The 16,221-nt window shown below is 54.3% G+C and carries 13 protein-coding genes; 8 read left to right on the forward strand and 5 right to left on the reverse strand.

Annotated features, from left to right (window positions below; genetic code table 11):
- Positions 1-7 precede the first annotated feature (7 nt).
- The 5 genes from infB (at position 8) to ribF (ending at position 5,715) form a co-directional block, all read left to right on the forward strand.
- Positions 8-2,500 carry a translation initiation factor IF-2 gene (gene infB, locus IE065_RS14370; RefSeq protein ID WP_189516311.1) on the forward strand — a complete coding sequence of 831 codons (2,493 nt, stop codon included), beginning with the start codon at positions 8-10 and terminating at the stop codon, positions 2,498-2,500.
- A 121-nt stretch (positions 2,501-2,621) separates the two neighbouring features.
- Positions 2,622-2,978, forward strand: coding sequence for a 30S ribosome-binding factor RbfA (gene rbfA / locus IE065_RS14375; RefSeq protein ID WP_189516313.1), 357 nt, complete (start codon positions 2,622-2,624; stop codon positions 2,976-2,978).
- A complete protein-coding gene (locus IE065_RS14380) occupies positions 2,978-3,976 on the forward strand; it encodes a DHH family phosphoesterase (RefSeq protein ID WP_189516315.1) in 999 nt (332 codons plus the stop codon). The genes rbfA and IE065_RS14380 overlap by 1 nt, the downstream gene beginning before the upstream one ends.
- A gap of 68 nt (positions 3,977-4,044) precedes the next feature.
- Entirely contained in the window at positions 4,045-4,770 is a 726-nt protein-coding gene (truB, locus tag IE065_RS14385; RefSeq protein ID WP_189516317.1) for a tRNA pseudouridine(55) synthase TruB, read from the forward strand.
- A gap of 9 nt (positions 4,771-4,779) precedes the next feature.
- Positions 4,780-5,715: a riboflavin biosynthesis protein RibF gene (ribF, locus tag IE065_RS14390; RefSeq protein ID WP_229792128.1), complete on the forward strand. Its 936-nt coding sequence runs from the start codon at positions 4,780-4,782 to the stop codon at positions 5,713-5,715.
- On the opposite strand, the gene IE065_RS14395 is transcribed toward ribF, so the two are convergent.
- Positions 5,716-7,932 (reverse strand): FUSC family protein, encoded by a 2,217-nt coding sequence (locus IE065_RS14395; RefSeq protein ID WP_189516319.1) that lies wholly within the window; start codon positions 7,930-7,932, stop codon positions 5,716-5,718.
- Positions 7,933-7,988: 56 nt separating this feature from the next.
- Between IE065_RS14395 and IE065_RS14400 the strand changes: the two genes are divergently transcribed.
- Both IE065_RS14400 and IE065_RS14405 read left to right on the forward strand, forming a co-directional pair.
- Positions 7,989-8,291, forward strand: a complete 303-nt coding sequence (locus IE065_RS14400; protein ID WP_189516321.1) for a DUF1656 domain-containing protein — start codon at positions 7,989-7,991, stop codon at positions 8,289-8,291.
- Positions 8,288-10,060, forward strand: a complete 1,773-nt coding sequence (locus IE065_RS14405; RefSeq protein ID WP_189516323.1) for an efflux RND transporter periplasmic adaptor subunit — start codon at positions 8,288-8,290, stop codon at positions 10,058-10,060. The genes IE065_RS14400 and IE065_RS14405 overlap by 4 nt, the downstream gene beginning before the upstream one ends.
- Positions 10,061-10,123: 63 nt before the next feature.
- Here IE065_RS14405 and IE065_RS14410 read toward each other — a convergent pair whose 3' ends face one another.
- From IE065_RS14410 to IE065_RS14420, 3 genes are all read right to left on the reverse strand, one after another.
- Positions 10,124-11,173: an AI-2E family transporter gene (locus tag IE065_RS14410; RefSeq protein WP_189516325.1), complete on the reverse strand. Its 1,050-nt coding sequence runs from the start codon at positions 11,171-11,173 to the stop codon at positions 10,124-10,126.
- An 87-nt stretch (positions 11,174-11,260) separates the two neighbouring features.
- Positions 11,261-12,019, reverse strand: coding sequence for an imidazole glycerol phosphate synthase subunit HisF (gene hisF, locus IE065_RS14415; protein WP_189516327.1), 759 nt, complete (start codon positions 12,017-12,019; stop codon positions 11,261-11,263).
- 35 nt (positions 12,020-12,054) lie between these two features.
- The gene (locus IE065_RS14420) at positions 12,055-13,809 is read right to left on the reverse strand and encodes a hypothetical protein (protein ID WP_189516329.1); all 1,755 of its coding nucleotides are present in this window, start codon (positions 13,807-13,809) and stop codon (positions 12,055-12,057) included.
- A gap of 213 nt (positions 13,810-14,022) precedes the next feature.
- Between IE065_RS14420 and IE065_RS14425 the strand changes: the two genes are divergently transcribed.
- The gene (locus IE065_RS14425) at positions 14,023-14,652 is read left to right on the forward strand and encodes a DUF4412 domain-containing protein (protein WP_189516331.1); all 630 of its coding nucleotides are present in this window, start codon (positions 14,023-14,025) and stop codon (positions 14,650-14,652) included.
- 65 nt (positions 14,653-14,717) lie between these two features.
- On the opposite strand, the gene IE065_RS14430 is transcribed toward IE065_RS14425, so the two are convergent.
- Positions 14,718-16,221: S8 family peptidase (locus IE065_RS14430; protein ID WP_189516333.1), on the reverse strand; the 1,504-nt coding region annotated here is incomplete at its 5' end.

Here is a 16,221-nt window from a genome sequence, read left to right on the forward strand (position 1 = left end):
ATATTATATGAGCCGCAGAATTTATGAGATCTCCCGTGAACTCGGAATGGAGAACAAGGAGGTCATGGACATCCTGCGCGAGCGGGGGTTTGAGGTGAAGAGCGCATCGAGCACGATCGACAACATCTCAGCCGATGCATTTTTAGAAGAGTTTCGCAGCAAGACGGAGGCAGCTCCGCCCAGCGTGGAAGAGACCGCGCCTGCTCCCAAACCTGCCCCCGCCGAACCCGTTCGCCCCAATATTCCGTCTGGAGCGATCGTCAAGTCCAAGGCTGACATTGACCGTGAGCGACAGGCAAAGGAATCCGCCGAGCAGAAGGCTCGTGAGGACGAAATTGCCCGTCGTCGTGTGGAACGAGAGGCGCTGCAGCCTAAGCCCACTCAGCCACAGGCTCAGGCTGATATGTCTAAATCGCCGAAAATGCCGACGATGCCGACCATGCCTTCGACAAAGTCACCGGGCATGCCATCGATGCCGCGCCCGAGTGCGCCGGTCGCACCTGCGGAGCCAGAGGCACCAGCACCAGCTCCGAAAATGTCGATGCCGACGCCTGTTCGGCCGAAGGAAGACCGTGGTCCTCAGGTAACCCTGCCGCCCAAAACTCCCCCCGCGCCATCGATTCCGTCTCGCGAAGAAACAAAAAAAGTTTCCATTGGTGCCACTCAGCAGGCTAAGCCCGCTTCGGTGGACGAAGGTAAGGTTGTTGAGCAGGACGGTGTAAAAATTATCCAGGTCAAGCCTCCGATTGTCGTGCGCGACTTCGCGGGATTGATCGGAATGAAGCCCTTTAAGCTGATTTCCGAGCTGATGGATGCCGGTATTTTCGCCGGGATGAACCAGACCATCGAAGAAGACGTAGCTGGCCGATTGGCCGCGAAATACGGCTTCCAGTTGGAGATCCGTCATCGCGGTGAAGAGCAAGCTGTTGCCAAAGCCAAGGAAAAGAAAATTGAACTGGCGGAGGACGATCCAAGTCTGCTCTCTCCACGTGCTCCTGTTGTTTGCGTGCTTGGCCACGTTGACCACGGTAAGACCACGCTGTTGGACTCAATCCGCAAAGCCAACGTCGTTTCTGGCGAAGCAGGCGGTATTACGCAGCACATCGGTGCCTATCAGGTCGAGCAGAATGGCCATAAACTTACCTTTATTGACACACCTGGTCACGCGGCATTTTCCAAGATGCGTGAGCGCGGTGCGAATGTCACCGATATCGCCATCCTCGTAGTGGCGGCGGATGACGGCTTTATGCCGCAGACCGACGAAGCGTTGAAGTTTGCCCAGAATGCCGGCGTGCCAATTGTCGTCGCCATCAATAAGATGGACGCCAAGGGTGCGAACATTGAGCGCGTGAAGCAGCAGATGCAGGAGCGGAACATTGCCTCGGAAGACTGGGGTGGTGAAACGCTTTGTAGCGCAGTTTCGGCCATTAATAATGAAGGCATTTCCGAATTACTGGAGCAGGTGCTGCTCCAAGCCGAAGTGCTCGAACTGAAGGCCAATCACTCTTGCGACGCTCAAGGCATTATTGTCGAGTCGCAGGTCGAGCAAGGCCGTGGTTCGACTGCAACGGTTATTGTTCAGAAGGGGACACTCAAGCCGGGTAGTGCACTCGTTTGTGGCGATAATTACTGTAAGGTTCGCGCCATGCTTGATGAGAATGGCCAGAAGGTGAAGTCGGCACCGCCATCGACCCCAGTTCGTATTATGGGCTGGTCTGACGCGCCTGATTCGGGCAGCTACTTCCTAGAAGTAAAGAATGATAAGGTCGCACGTCGCATTGCTGAGGAGAACGCTGAAGAGATGCGTCAAGAACTGCTCAGCAAGCAGGTGAAGGACAATGCGCCAATGGATCTCGACCAGTTCTTGGGCCTGATCGACGAAAAGCAGCAGAAGACGCTGAGCGTTATCGTGAAAGCCGATGTGCATGGCTCGATGGAAGCTGTTATTGGCATGCTCGAATCGATCAAGAGCGACAAGGTTTCACTTCGAGTCATCGTGTCCGACGTTGGTTTGGTCTCGAAGAACGACGTGGTGCTTGCCAGTTCCTCGAAGGCGACGATCGTGGCCTTCAATACGAGGATGGAAAACGGCGTGCAGGCATTAGCCAAGCACGACGATGTGCACATCGTTCATCACAACATTATTTACGAGCTGGTCGATCAAGTGCGTGATGCCATGGCTGAACTGCTCGAGCCTGAATATCGCGAAAACAAGCTTGGTGCTGCCGAAGTCCGCGCAGTCTTCCCGGTTGCCAAGGGTTTTGCCGCGGGTTGTATGGTCACCGAAGGTATCCTCAAGCGTGACGCTTTCGCTCGCCTCTTACGCAAAGACGTTGTCGTTCACGAAGGTCGCATTGGCACGCTCAAGCGTTTCAAGGACGATGCTCAGGAAGTGCGTGCTGGCTACGAGTGTGGCGCTGCGCTGACGGGATGTAACAGCTATGAGGAGAAGGACATCATCGAAGCCTTCGAAATCGTCGAATTTCGCCCGAAGTTGTAGAAAAGGAGAGGGATTAAAGGTTTAAAGTTCAAAGGTTAAAGTCAGGCAACTGGTCCGTTAACCTAGGTATTTCTTGCATCAACTTTAACCTTTAATCTTTAACTTTTAATCTTTTCCCACCATGTCTTCCCGAAGCGTCAGAGTCAACGAGCTCATTAAGCGTGAGATCAGCACCGTTCTCCATACGAATTACCGGGAGCGTACGATTGGATTGACGATTACTGAGGCTGATGTTTCGCCCGATCTACGGTCGGCTTACATCTACTACTCGGTGATCGGCGATGCTGCGGCGGTGGAGTCTGCCGAGCGATTTTTCAGCAAAGAGCACAAAAATATTCGGCAATTTCTGTCCAAGGTGATTGTGCTCAAATACCTGCCCAAGCTACGCTTTAAACACGACGATTCGTATGCGCGTGGCTCTCGGATATTGGATCTGCTGGAAGAAATCGATGAAGAACCGGAAGAGCAGACGGACTGATGTTTTATCCTGACCAGAAGGAAGCCTTTGCCAAACTGCTTACCGTAGTGAAGGGCCGTCGCGTGGCGGTTCTGGGGCACATGCGCCCGGATGGCGATTGCATCGGTTCCCAGATCGCGCTGACTCGCGTTCTGCTGGCTCTAGGCGTGGACGCAGTTGCGGTTAATCGTCACCCAGTTCCGCGTGATATCGAGCCGATTGTGCAGGATACGCCTTTTCTTTTATGGGACGAATTTACGAGCGAGGACCACATTGCGATCAATGTCGACTGTGCAGACCCGATCCGTGTGTCCCAAAAGCTAGTTGATATTTTTCCGCAATCGCTGGCTAACATCGATCACCATATTTCGAATCCAGGCTACGCTGATATCAATATTATCGAACCTGTTAGTGCGGCCACTTGTGAAGTGCTTGCCGGCCTGTTTTTTGATTTTGATCTGCCAGTGGACGCCGTGACGGCGCAGGCGCTGTACGTGGGTATAGCGACGGACACTGGGCAATTTCGTTTTCCCTCGACGACTCAGCAGGTCTTTAAAATTTGTTCGCGACTCATGGATTGTGGTGCTTCTCCCAACGAGGCTGCGCGTCACCTATTCGAGAACGAACGCTTTAATAAGCTGGCGTTGCTTCAGCGGTTTCTTGCTTCGCTGCGGCTGGAGCTGGAAGGCCGTGTGTGCATTGGTCGATTACCGCTCAAGGCTTATCACGACACCGGTGCCTGGCGTGAAGAGGCTGAGGGATTTGTGGATTATGCCCGCGATATCGCCGAAGTAGAAATCGGTATACTGCTCGAGGAATATGAGGACGGCACGCTCAAGGGCAGCTTGCGCGCCAAAGACGCGAAATATCGCGTAGATCAGGTTGCGAAGTTCTTTGGCGGCGGTGGTCATACCTGTGCTGCGGGCTTTAATGTAGATTCTAATATCGAAAAATTTTACCACGAAATAGTGGCCAAACTGGAAGAACATTTAGCCGATGTGGCACCCGTTGAGGTGTAGAATCAATGGCGCTTTCACTGGACTTTCCTGCCGCTACTGGCTCAATAGCACTTTTTCCCGAAATTCCCATGTCACAGACTACAAACGATTTTGAAGGCGTATTGCTGATCGACAAGCCCACTGGCTGCACTTCGCACGATGTGGTGGATCGCGTTCGCCGTAAACTGAAAATGAAAAAAGTCGGCCACGCTGGCACGTTGGATCCCAATGCTACGGGCTTGCTGATCATACTTGTCGGCCGTGCGACTAAGGTTTCGCAATACCTCATGTCACTCGACAAGGAATATGAAGGCACGATGAAGCTGGGTGAAATAACCAACACCTATGATTGTGAAGGCGATATCATGGAGACACGCGATGTGCCCGAGCTTAATGAGGCAGGCGTTAAGACAGTCTTCGAGGAATTTCTTGGCGATCAATACCAGACGCCGCCGATGTTTTCAGCTAAGAAAATTGGTGGGGTTCCGCTTTACAAGCTCGCTCGCAAGGGACAGGAAGTTGAGCGCGAGCCGCGCTTCATTCGCATTTCCCATCTGGAACTCCTTGAGCTTTCGTCGCCATTGTTGCGATTTGATGTGGCTTGCAGCAAGGGAACTTACATTCGCACACTCACGCACGATATCGGTGAAAAGCTCGGTTGTGGCGCACATCTGGAGTCACTCCGTCGGACGCTTAGCGGCAGCTTCAAGATCGATCAATGCACGCCGTTGGATAAGTTTGAAGACTTAACCGCAGTCGAAATTCGTCGTCGTCTGATTCCCGTTTATCAGGCAGTGCCGAGCCATGTTTTGTAAAAGCTAAAAGTGGCGGTAATCGTTGAGTCGTTGGAGCAGGCGGAAGCTGCCGGGCCGTTACATTTGGCCCTCGGGATGTTTGATGGCGTGCACCTTGGGCATCAGGCAGTGATTGAGTCTGCGGTGCACTCCGCGCGTCGCACGGGGGGACAGGCTGGCGTGCTGACTTTTGACCCGCATCCGAGCACGCTCTTCCGCCCCAGTAACCCCACACGACTGCTGCAAACACGTGGTGTAAAAGAGCATTTACTGCGGGAACGAGGTGTGGAGCTGATCATTTTCCAACGTTTCACGGCGGAGTTTGCTGGCGTCGAATCGGCGCAATTTCCGCTGATGTTACGTTCCCATTTACCGACGCTACGTTCGTTGCATATTGGCGAAAACTTTCGCTTTGGACGAGGACGGCAAGGGAATGTCAGTGCATTGATTGAGGCGTGCCAACCTTTGAATATCGGCGTGTTCAGCGTGGAGCGCATCAAGCACAATGGCGAACCGATCAGCAGCACGCGCATCCGTGAATCTCTGGCTGAAGGTTCCTTGGAAGAGGTCAACGAGCTGCTCGGCTATACCTATTTTTCGCTGGGGCCAGTGATTCCGGGAAGGCAATTGGGGCGCACGCTGGGGTTCCCTACGCTGAATGTTCGTTGGTCGCCCGAGTCGCGTCCTCGCTTGGGCGTTTATGCTGTTCGTGTGCGCCGAGATACGCCCAATTCGATGTGGGAGAACGCAGTGGCGAACTTTGGTTTGCGTCCCACAGTGGAAAATGCGGTCGTCGAGCCGTTGCTTGAAATACACGCACTTTGCGATACAAAGCTATCCACAGGAGATCAGTTGATTATTGAGTGGATGCAGTTCTTGCGCCCCGAACAGAAGTTCGAGTCATTGGATGCACTCAAGGAGCAAATTGCGCAGGATAAAGCCGTGGCGATCAAGCTGTTAGCGTGATCAGAAAAATTCGCTGCGCTGGAGCACGCTAAAATTCAGGGCTGCAATTTCTTTCTCGGTGGTGGAAACCAGTGATGTTAGTTCGTGGTAACGACGAACCAACGACAAAAATCCCCCAAGCTCTTCGGCAGTGAGTTCACGGGTGGCGCGCTCGACGCGGGTCAAGTGAGCCAAGCGTTTTTCCAGTGCTAATACGGCATCGTGAAGACTGTTGTTGGGAGTGAATCCTTTGTTGTCTTTGAAGGCCGTATGGCACCGTTCCAGAGCGTCTGCGAGCGCGTGATCAAGTGTCGTGAGTTCGCTTCGCAGTTTGGCGAGCACATCAAGATGCAATTGACGTGCGTTGGCCTGTGCCATGCCTCTTAGCGCAAAGCTAATCGCTTGCACGTGAAGGTAGGTTTGGGTTAGAGCATTTTTGTCTTTGATCTCGCTGTCGCGGAAGCCGATCTGGCCCAGCCAGTCCAGAGTCTTGGCGGGTAAATATTCAATGCTCGCGAGGTCGATTTCCTGAGCACGATTAGCGGGCTCAGTTTGTTCACGGACAATGCGGCGATCTTGTTTGCGCATAAAGTAGGAGGCGCGTTGGAAAAAACTGCCGAGTTCGCGGCGAAATTCTCGTTCGGGCAGCACCGGCCAGATCAGGCGCTGCACCAGCGCTGCAATAAACACCCCCAGCAAAATGCCGAAAAATCGATCAAAGCCTGCCTCCAGGTCGACACTTTGTTGGGCGGAAATAGAGGTCATCAGCAAGAAGGCGATTTGCGCCTGAAAGCCCGCGTAGGAGTACTTGAGTGGGCCATTATTAATCCAAGAAAACAAAAAGAAAATTCCAAAAAGCGGGATCGCGTAGCCATAATAGGTTGAGAAATTCGGCTCGACGAATGCGAGTGTGAACGCGCCGAAGAGACCACCCAACAAACAACCACCAAGGCGAAGCATGGACTTTTGATTACTAGCTGTGATGGAGACCTGCATTACAATCGCACAGGTGAGAAATGCCGTGACGCCAGATGGCCACTGGAGCCAGAGGTAGGCATAGAGTGCGATGAGACAGGCAATGCCCACCTTGATGCCGTGCTGTAGGCGCTTGATGTCCAGCCGCCATAGGTCTGGTTTTAGCCGAATGCGATCTGGCAGTTTTTCCGCCTCGGCGTCACAGAAAATAATGCGATCAGATTGAGCAAGTCGAATCAGTGACTGGCGCAGGGAGTCCAGGTCGCCAATGAAAGAGAAGAAATTCGTGGTGTCCTCAACTGGATATTTAAAGGTGATTAGTTCGTGGCGCAGGGCCTGCACTTTACGTTCCAAAATTTCCCGTGCCTCATGACTTGCTTGTAACTTTCGGGGTGGTTGATTGGCGCTAAGGTCGTCAATCAACTGGGAGAAATCGCTTAGGAATGCGTCGATGAAGTCCTGAAGCTCGCTGCCCAATTCTTTCTGGAATTCGCGTGGTGCATCAGAACCACTCGCGCGTAGACTGGTGACAACGGCCACGAAGCTTTGACGTGTTTCACGGATGGTTTCCTCAGCGGCGTGCTGGTGGTGCAGCAACCGACTGCTGTCACGCAGTGCGGATTGGAGAAGTGTCATCAGTGCAGGGAATCGAGCAGCGAGGGCACGTTCGCGGTCTTCCAAGTCGTCCGGTATGGGAGCACCATTCTGATAATGTGCAATGGCGATTTCGAGCAGACTCCTGCATTCTTTGAGCGCGTCGGCGACCTTGTAGCGCAGCGCGTCCGATGCTCGTTGTGGGAAGAGCAGATTGTTGACAATGAGCGCTACTACTACGCCCAACGCGATCTCCAGCGTGCGATAAAGCACGAGGTCCCAGATTTCTCCAGGATTAACGACCGTCTGGCCCATGATGATGCAGATGGTGATGCCGCCGATTAAGAAAAAGTAGGGATAGGTTTTGCCAATCGCGCCATAGCCTGCAAAGACGAGAAATAGAAACAGCGCAATGCTCATCATTACCTGATCTTGCTCAAACCAGTCAGTGAAGGCGTATGCGGTTAGACCAGCAATCACGGTGCCTAGGACACGGAGCACCGACTTTTCAAACGCCGCGCCAACATAGGGCAGGAAGGTAATGAAGACAGTGATGCCCGTCCAGTAAGGGCGCTGCCAGTTGAGCTTCATGGCGATGCCCAATGCGATCACGACTGCGAGCGCAGTCTTAAAGGAGGTTAGCAAACGCAGTTGATTAGCAGTCAGCATGGATGATTAATCAGTATTGTCTTTAGCTGGGAAATCTTTGCAATCACAAGGCGTCGATGGATTGCTTGCTCGGTGCACATTTTATTTGGGTAAACTCCTGTTTGTCAGACAGGGGCATGGCGCTGTCATGGGCGTTTTTATCCAAAGGGATTTACCTCGATCCAGAGATGGACCTGCTCGGTTTTTACCTGCCTTTTTCATTTTTCATAACGATCGGGGGCTTTGTGTTAGCATGGCTGCTGGCTTGGGTGATGGACCATGTGGGGCTGACGCGTTTTGTCTGGCACCCGCCTTTATTTTTATTTGCGATGATGATCGGTTGTACTGCGGGGCTGGGCCTGTTACTTTTCCCACGATGATTAAGGGGTTCCTCAAGGTGCTTTTTACCCTGCTTGCGGTGGTTGCGGCCAGTCTGCTAGCGTGGCGTTTCTATGAGCTCTATGATGACCACCCTTGGACGCGTGACGGGCAGGTGCGCGCCTATGTGGTAGGTATTGCGGCTCGGGTGGATGGCCCAATGGTAAAGGTGTCCGTGCGGGACAACCAATGGGTCAATGCAGGCGATCTGCTTTTTGAAATCGATCCGACTGACTATGAAAAAGAAGTCCGTCGCGCTGAAGCTGCGTTAGAGCGGTACAAGACAGTGGCGGCCAATTTGAAACTGGAAGTTGAGCGCCGCCGCAGTCTGGTGTCCCAAGAGTTAATTTCGCTGGAGAACTTCCAGGACTTGGAGGCGCAATATGTTGAAGCCGTAGCAGACATTGCTGTGGGCGAAGCCGAGTTGGAATTGGCCCGCCTCAATCTGAACTACACCCAGGTTAATGCACCTGTCAGCGGCTACATTACGAATTTGGAGGTCACGGTTGGCTCTTATGTCCATACGGGCCAGTCTCTGATGGCGCTCGTCGATGCGAGTTCGTTCTGGATTTCCGCGTATTTCAAAGAGACGGATTTACAGGAAATCAAACCGGGTGATCGCGTGCGCGTCGTGTTGATGGGTGATTTCTTTGAGCCATTTCATGGTGAGGTGGAGAGTATCAGCTGGGGCATTTTCCGAGAGGATGGGTCAATCAATTCGGCGACCCAGTTGCCCATGGTCAGACCGACGGTGGACTGGGTGCGCCTAGCCCAACGCTTTCCCGTGCGGATTCGGCCGATTAATCTACCGGCAAATATCCAACTGCGCGTCGGGCAAACAGTGTCTGTGATGATTGACCCGATTCTGGAATCCGAATTTGAAGCAAAAAAAGCCGTTGCAGACAAGCGTGCCGTATTGACGGATGATTTTCCGAAAACGTTGACTGATGGCCGCGGCGAACAAGTGACGATTAAACGCCTGCCGAAACGCGTGATCAGCCTCGCGCCAAGTACGACACAATGGATGCGTGAAATTGGTGCAGAGTCGCTTTTAATCGGCGTGACGAATTATTGCGAGCTCAGCGATGAGGCAGGGGAGATAACGCGCTACGCGGCGCATCCCGTGCCGTCCTATGAGTCAATCGTTGCCGCCAAGCCCGATTTAATTGTTACCGCTGATATCGCCGATCCGCAACACATTGCCAAGTTACGTGCGCTTGGTCAAACCGTGCTAGTACTCAACAACGATGGCTACGACGGCGTGCTTCGCGACGGTGCGACTTTGGGGGAGGCGTTGGCTCGGCAAGACGTTGCCGCAGACGCAATTGCTCAGCTTCAGGCTGATCGCGCCGCCGTGTCGGCATCAGTGGCAAATCGCGATTCACCGCCTAAAGTCTTGCTGGCGCTGAACCCTAAGCTGGACTTCGTCGCCGGGCCAGGTAGCTATGCTGATAGCTTGCTTGGACTAGTCGGCGCGGAAAACGTGGCTGCCAACGCGTCGTCGATGTGGCCACATCTCTCGCGCGAAGCAGTGATCAACGCCGATCCAGACATTATCCTAGTAACGCAGTCGCTGGCTGGTGGAGCTGAACTAGCGCAGGCGGAGTTGCTTGCCACACTACAGGGCGATCCCATCTGGCGAGAACTCACCGCCGTGAAAAACGGCCGTGTTGCGGTGGTGGATTCGCAATTGATCAATGTGCCTGGTCCTCGCATTGGCGATGCGCTTAAGGCAGTGCATGCAGCCGTTAACAAGACGCAACCGCAATAAGGGTGGGTTTAGGGGTAGGGGGCGATGAGTGGGGCTTGTCGATGTGGAAGCGGCTAGGGGGAGCTATTCGCTAGTTTCGGTGTCTTTCGTGGGCACGGTGTCGGACATTAGGTAGGCGATGCCGCGGGTGTTTGCACTGGCTTCCAGCGCGACCTTGATTGCCATTGTCAGCGGCACTGAGAGCAGCATACCGACGGGGCCCAGCATCCATGCCCAGAGGAATAGTGTGACGATGATAATCATCGGCGAGAGACCGAGGCCCTTGCCCATGTAACGCGGCTCAAGCACATTACTGATGCCTACATTGATAATTAAGTAGCCTGCCGCGACAATCATGGCATCTCCCATACCATGCAGGACGATGGCCAGCAGGATACCCGGAACCGCCGCAATGATTGAGCCAATGCTCGGCACAAAGTTCAGCAGGAAAGCCAACACGCCCAGCAGGATCGGATAGTCCACGCCCATTAGGATGAGCAGTGTTGTCACGAGTACGCCGGTCATCGCGCTCATCACGGTTTTCATGCCCATGTAATGTCGAACATTGTCGACAATGCGCTCCAGATCTTGCCAGCGGTTATCCGTCATCCCGGGCAGATGTCGGATTTTATCCGGCAGGCGAGCGGCCTCCATCAGGATGAAAATCGCGATCAGAATAATGACGAAAGCGTTAGACAAGATGCCGCCAATAGATTTTAGAAGGTTCGCGGTCTGGGTGAAGAGCGAGCGGACGTCGAATGTTTTGGCGACCCAGTCTTCCTCGATTTCGACGCCGTGCGATTCCAGCCACTTGACGCTGTCATTGATCTGCAGGGTCAGTTCCCGCTGATACTTTGATAGATTGCCAGCGAAATCATTAATGGCATTGGTGAAGAAGGTCGCGCCAAACAGGCCAATGCCAAGCATACCCAGAATTAGCACTATTAATGCCGCCCACGAAGGGGCACCTTTGCGCTGAAGCCAGAAGTAAATCGGAGCAATCAGGATGACTAGGAACACCGCCAGTAAGAATGGCACGACAATCGCCGCCGCCGCCTTAAGCCCAGCGATAATGATCACGGTTGCGGCGACTCCGAACAAGACGTTGATGGCTCTCGGACGCATACTTGGCATGGGAAAGAAATGGGTGTGTTTGTCAGTTCGTAAGTTGATTTAGGCAGAAACTCAACTCAACTGACAAACTTTTGGGACCGACGAACTTCAAAGTCGAACCGGTAGGTTCGCATTAGCTAACGCTTCTTTTGCCTGGCGAATGGTATACGTGCCAAAGTGGAAAATCGACGCCGCCAGAACTGCGCTGGCTTTCCCGTCGTGTATTACGTCGACGAGGTGCTGGAGGTTGCCCGCTCCGCCACTGGCGATCACAGGGATCGTGACCGCATCGCTGACGGCGCGTGTGAGGCCAATGTCGTAGCCATTTTTCACGCCATCAGAGTCCATACTGGTCAGTAGGATTTCGCCCGCGCCCAGCTCGGTGACTCTCTTTGCCCACTCAACGGCGTCCAAGCCAGTCGGGATACGTCCACCGTGCGTAAAGACTTCCCATTTATCGGGCCCGACACGCTTGGCGTCTATTGCGACCACGATGCACTGGTTGCCAAATTTGTCCGAAGCTTCCTTGATCAGCTCAGGGGTCTTAACCGCCGAGGTGTTGAGGGAAACCTTATCCGCGCCCGCGTTGAGCATCGCCCGGATGTCCTCAATGCTGCGCAGCCCCCCCCCCACAGTCAGCGGCATAAAGCACTCGCTCGCGGTGCGTTCCACGACGTCGAGCATGATGTTACGCTCGTCACTTGAGGCGGTGATGTCCAAGAACACTAGCTCATCTGCGCCTTGCTTCTCGTAGGCCTTCGCCTGCTCCACGGGATCACCTGCGTCAATCAAGTTGACGAAGTTGACGCCCTTGACCACGCGGCCAGCGTGGACGTCGAGGCAGGGAATGATGCGAACGCTTAGCATTTTGCACTTCCAGATCCGGAATTTACGTTGCGGAACTATTCATCAGCCATGGCCAAGTCGGGCTCGAACTCTACCATGAGACGGTATTGTTGGCCTGGGCGCATGATGAGAGGATGGTCGCGCTTGAGGGATTGCAAGAAGTGGAGTTTGCCCCAGTAGGTCTTGTAATCGGAGTCTGCGGTCACGGATTGCGTGTCCCATTCAGCGTGGAAGTCATCCTTGACGACCGCAGGTCGAAGGCCTTCAGCGCCGAGTGTGAAGCTCATACCGTGGCGATAAGTCGAGTGTGGCGTGCCAAGAGCAATCAGGTAGCGCATGGAGTCCATGGTGACCTGTTGCTTGACCGTGAAGACGAATTCGCTGGTCATCTTGCCGCCGAGGAAGGTCCACGTGACCTTACAGGAACCTAGGCCGCTAACGTATTTTTCGTCAGTGGTGATAAGGTCCGGTTGCTCGTAGGAGAAGGTGAGGGCGTTGCGGAGTCCCTGACGGATTGTGCAACGTTTGCCGTAAAATGCTGGGATCACGATCTTGTCGCCGAAGGTAAGCTCAGGCAGGAGGATCGGCAAGTATTTGGCCACTGGCCAGTCTACGACGCCTGGGCAATGCGGGAAGGCGAGAGAGTCGCTGAAGCGTTCACGACCTTGGCTAATAAGCGGGATTTGCACGTGCAGGCCGCTATCGGGGTCGTGATACATGAACAAGCCCTGTTCCTTCTTGTGGGACTTGTCAAAGACGACGAAGCGGCTGACGCGCTTGACCGGCGCTGGCTTGGCATCCATCGTGCCGCCGATTGAGCGAGCGAGGCGGGCCCACTGGCACAGGTAGCGCGCAGCGTCAAAGTTGGCCATGCGCGTGGTGTGGTTGTCACCAGTCGTGCGTTCGTCGTCACGGATGACGAGGAAGCCGTGTTCGCGGTCCACGTAGGTCAGAAAGAAGAATTGGAACAGTCGACGCATCAGGTCGACATATTTCGGCTTGTCGGTGTCGGTGATCCAGCCATCGCGCAGGGCTTGCAGGATGAGGCTGATGCAGTGCATCTGGCCATAGGCACCAATGCCACGGCCGTAGCACCAGCCCATGCCGTCTAGGCGGACTACGTCAGGCAGCATCTTGAGATACTTTTCAGCGTGGGTGCGTAGGCTAGGTAGCTTGCGGTCGCGCAGGTGCATGTTGGAGTGCAACTGTAGGGCCTGGCGGATAAAGACAAAGCTGAGGATGCCGTATATGTCGAACGAGCCACCGAGACCGGTGGGTTCGTCGTCCATGTAGCCAGTGGAGCTGTTTTCCTTGATGCGCTCGATGAATCGATCAACGAGCTTGCCGGTCTCATCCTTCTTGGAGAGGCCCATGGAAAAGCGTGTAACTGCCTTGGCGATGTTAAAGGACTGCAGGTGGTTGTCGTAGTCGCTACGTTGAAGCAGGCGCTTGTCGAACGTTTCCTGAGTTTGCTCCAAGAGGCGCTCCCATACGGGGTTGCGCTCCTTGGCTGGGCTGAAGGACAGCAGACCGAGCGCGGCATAAGCCAACCCGTTCTCTGCTTCCTCATCGGTAAAGGTCTGCGCGGTGACGGTCCGCGCGACCAGGTCAACCAAATCATGGTCGCCAAATTTCGATTCGTTAGTCAGTCGGAAGTATTCGCCGATGGCGAGCGCGGCATGGCCGGGCTCATCCGTACGGGAGTGCTCACCTTCGATGGGACGGATCGTGCCATCTTCGTTGATGGCGTCTAGATTATGGCTCAGGATCGCCTGGGCCATGTCAAGGCACTGCTCTGCAAAGTTCTGCATGTAGGTCGTGTGGTCTCCGCGATTGTTCGCGTTTCGGAAAAAAGGCTATCAGTTGTGCGTCACGCTCAATCGCTGTCAACCTCCTTTATGTGTGCAATATCATTTGTATGAATTGAGGCCATACAGTTGTGTGTCAATAAAGTGCCTTGCGCTGAGGTGTGGTTTTGCTAATTTCCCCGTTTTTCCAACCAAAAACCCAAACTCTGCGCATTTATGTCACGACTAATTTCGAGCTGGATTCTTTTATTGCTGGGCGCTTCGGCGCTGTCTGCCTTTGATGGTGATATCGTCATGGAAACCACCATGGGAGATCAGTCTATGAAGACGACTTTTGTCGCCAAGGGTGACAAACTCAAACTTGCTATGCCTGAGGGGCAGGGCACCCTCATTCTGGACTCCAAGGGTAAGACGATGACGATTATCATGGACGCTCAGAAAATGTACATGGTGCAGCCGATTAACCCAGAGCAGATGGGGCCTCAGCCTGATGGTGAAATTCAGGACACAGGCGAAACTGCGGAGATCTTTGGCATGAACGCCCGTAAAGTCTATTTTGTAGAGCCCGATGGCAAAAAGTCTGAAATCTGGGCGACCAGCGAGTTACAGAATGAGGCGCTCACCAACATGCCTGGCATGAACGAAAATATGGTCTCGCAGCTTGAGCAAATATTCGGCAGCCCACACGTTTTCCCTCTGAAGATGGTCGTTTTTGCTCCCGATGGCTCCACTGAAATGACAATGAACGTTGCTGAAATCAAGGAACGTGATGTCGCCGATGCCGAGGTCACAATTCCAGCCGATTACAAAGAGTTTTCAATGCCGGCTGGTGCGCACGGCCAATAATTCGAGCTGACGCTTTTTTTAACGGCACTGGAGCAGCTCCAGTGCCGTTTTTGCATTATAAGTGCTTATCTCGACCGAGCTTCGCTAAGGATGCGTTCGCCGTTTTCATCGAGAGTGACGCCATAAGCGGTGGCGATGGCGTCGTTTTTTGGGTTGATGTCCTCGGCCTCTTGCGTGCTGACAACTGCGCCGATGGTGGCGGGGGAGTTCGATTGGAAATAGCGAATTGGAATCAACGCTTCAAACTCTGTGACATCACCGGGAGCGAGTGGGCCAAGATGAAATTGGTAAAGGTTGTCACGCGTGCCAATCATTAGCGTGACGACGGGGCGGTTGACGAGTTCCGTGCCACGATTTTGTATGCCAATGCGAACAGGCAGACCGTCATTGGTCGCTAAGCTGGCGTCCACGTAGTGGTCTGACACCGCGAGGTCTACAATGCCGCGTTCGTTAGCCCGCATAATGCGGACTAGGTCGATGACGCCTTCTCCGAGAAAGGGATCGGCACCGGGTTCGCCACGGTCGCTAGCTTGGCTAATGACGGTGGCGGCACTTTGCTGGGCGGTGGCACCAGTCTCGGACATGTAGGCGGCGATTGCGGCGCTGACAACGGGCGTGGCGGCAGAGGTGCCGGAGAAGGCAATGTTTTGGTCGTTGGAATAGGCCGCAGGGAGGCCGACGCCGGGTGCTGCAATGTTGGGCCAGGCCCCATCGAGGCCGGCATTGGGATATTCAGCCCAGTGGAAGCCTGCGTCGACTGAAGTCACCGCGATCACCTCCGGGTATGCGGCGGGGTAGGTGATCTGATCGAGTCGATCATTGCCGACTGCGGCCACGATGACCACGCCTGCTCGGTCAGCATACAGGACGGCGGCGCGGACGGCTTCGACATCGCCCCAACCTCCGAGGCTTAAGTTGATGATGTTTGCGCCATGATCGACCGCGTCCACAATGGCTTGAGCGATGGTGAAGGCGTTGCCGCTTTCCTCGCCCATGGCTTGGTAGGCCAGGATTTCGGCTGCGGGGGCGAGGCCTTTGGGTTGGCCAGGATCGCCATTGCCGACGATGAGCGATGTGACTGCGTTACCGTGGCCGTTGGCGACGGTTTCATCGACGAGCGAATAGCGGTCGATATGTGCACCATTGAGCGCGGGATGGCTGGTGACGCCTGAGTCGATAACGGCAATGCGCACACCTTTGCCCCAGTCATCAATGTCCGTTGGGGCACCGAGCATGGTGATCCAGTCGCTGCCAAAAGGCATGAGCACGGAGCCGTCCGTCGGCGCAGAAATGGGCTCGGGCAAGGCTACATGGACGTTTTTTGAGCGATCAAGGATTCGGTCGCCGAGTAATTCATTGAGCCGATCCATGCCGCCGGGGGGGAGTTGGACACGAAGCATGCCGAGGGGGGCAATGCTGCCGCGCAAGGGCACTCCAGCTTCAGTCAGGATTCGCAAAGCCTCGTTGAGGGTATCGCGATCCTTAAATTGCAAGACGACTTCGTCTTCAATGACGCTGCCGGGCCTATGGTTTTTGGATTTAGTTTTTTTCGAAAGGGGGGGGGGCAGG

It is taken from the genome of Cerasicoccus arenae (assembly GCF_014651635.1).
Lineage (GTDB): Bacteria > Verrucomicrobiota > Verrucomicrobiia > Opitutales > Cerasicoccaceae > Cerasicoccus > Cerasicoccus arenae.

Coding starts and splice junctions, on each gene's coding strand:
- infB (WP_189516311.1), top strand. CDS start 8: ATGAGCCGCAGAATTTATGAGATCTCCCGTGAACTCGGAATGGAGAAC.
- rbfA (WP_189516313.1), top strand. CDS start 2,622: ATGTCTTCCCGAAGCGTCAGAGTCAACGAGCTCATTAAGCGTGAGATC.
- IE065_RS14380 (WP_189516315.1), top strand. CDS start 2,978: ATGTTTTATCCTGACCAGAAGGAAGCCTTTGCCAAACTGCTTACCGTA.
- truB (WP_189516317.1), top strand. CDS start 4,045: ATGTCACAGACTACAAACGATTTTGAAGGCGTATTGCTGATCGACAAG.
- IE065_RS14395 (WP_189516319.1), bottom strand. CDS start 7,932: ATGCTGACTGCTAATCAACTGCGTTTGCTAACCTCCTTTAAGACTGCG.
- IE065_RS14400 (WP_189516321.1), top strand. CDS start 7,989: ATGGATTGCTTGCTCGGTGCACATTTTATTTGGGTAAACTCCTGTTTG.
- IE065_RS14405 (WP_189516323.1), top strand. CDS start 8,288: ATGATTAAGGGGTTCCTCAAGGTGCTTTTTACCCTGCTTGCGGTGGTT.
- IE065_RS14410 (WP_189516325.1), bottom strand. CDS start 11,173: ATGCCAAGTATGCGTCCGAGAGCCATCAACGTCTTGTTCGGAGTCGCC.
- hisF (WP_189516327.1), bottom strand. CDS start 12,019: ATGCTAAGCGTTCGCATCATTCCCTGCCTCGACGTCCACGCTGGCCGC.
- IE065_RS14420 (WP_189516329.1), bottom strand. CDS start 13,809: ATGCAGAACTTTGCAGAGCAGTGCCTTGACATGGCCCAGGCGATCCTG.
- IE065_RS14425 (WP_189516331.1), top strand. CDS start 14,023: ATGTCACGACTAATTTCGAGCTGGATTCTTTTATTGCTGGGCGCTTCG.